The sequence below is a fragment of the Enterococcus sp. 3H8_DIV0648 genome, from assembly GCF_002140655.1.
GTDB lineage: Bacteria > Bacillota > Bacilli > Lactobacillales > Enterococcaceae > Enterococcus_A > Enterococcus_A hulanensis.
Genome location: NZ_NGLG01000001.1, coordinates 2321760 through 2322819, shown reverse-complemented (window position 1 = coordinate 2322819; position 1060 = coordinate 2321760). Strand labels below are relative to the sequence as shown.

The 1060-nt window shown below is 42.1% G+C and carries 1 protein-coding gene; it reads left to right on the top strand.

Annotated features, from left to right (window positions below; translation table 11 throughout):
- Positions 1–738 (top strand): InlB B-repeat-containing protein (locus A5875_RS10635; protein ID WP_176244656.1); only part of this gene is annotated, 738 nt, incomplete at its 5' end.
- Between the last annotated feature and the right edge of the window lie 322 nt (positions 739–1060).

Below are 1060 nucleotides of genomic sequence, written 5' to 3'. Positions count from 1 at the left end.
CCAGAACGAGCGGGCTATCGTTTCTTGGGCTGGTTGGTTTCTGAAGAGAAATTAAACCGCAGTACACAAAGCAATGACGCCATCGTTCGCAGTTTGGCAGCAGGAACGATCGGAAACTTGCGGTTAATGGCGCAATATGAAGCAATTACGTACAAGGTGAACTTTGACAGTGCAGGTGGTAGCGCAATTGATCCGATTTCGTTCACCACTGAGAATTCTGTCGCTAAATTACCAGAACCAGCACGAATCGGTTATCGCTTCTTAGGCTGGTATGACGGCGAGACAAAAGTGACCGAACTGCCAAAAGGAACGATCGGCGACAAAACCCTAACTGCTAAATGGGAAAAAATCAAGACAATAGAAGTCATTGAAGACATTCTAAAAGAGGAAAATCAAAAGAATCGTAAGGAACAGGATTACACCGAAGACAGCTGGAAGAATTACCAAGAAGCGAAAAAGGCTGCCGAGGATTTATTAAAAGAGGTCAATCCTGATCCACTCAAAACCGAACAGGTATTGGCTAAACTGCAAGCAGCGATCAAAGGACTAACTTTGAAAGACGCAACCGCACCAACACCTGTGGGAACAACGAATATACCAGTAAGTAAAAAGGTCTATCCAACAGCCCAAGCGAAACAATATCCGCGGACAAACATGATTACAACAGTTTGGCCGGGATTCATTGGAACTGGGTTAGTTGCGGCAGTCATTGCTTTGGTTAAAAAGAATAAGAAGTAGAATGAGGCGGGACTCAAGTACGACGATCCAAAATCCTTGAAAATATATCAAGATAAAGCGTTCAAGAAACAAGCCAGCAAGCAACATGCGTCAGTGAAAGAGTTTGAGAAACAACAGCACGAAAGAGAACGGCGGGAGGTGTTAGGAAAACATCTCCCGCCATTTTAGCGATTCATGGACAAATAGACAAAGAATACAATGCCAAGGTTGCTAGAGAAATTAATGATAAGAATTATAAGAAAAGGAAACCTAAAAAAGAAAAAATAGATTTTGTTAAAGAGACAGACGATTATGGAGAAATGTATTCAAAGTATAGAAGGAG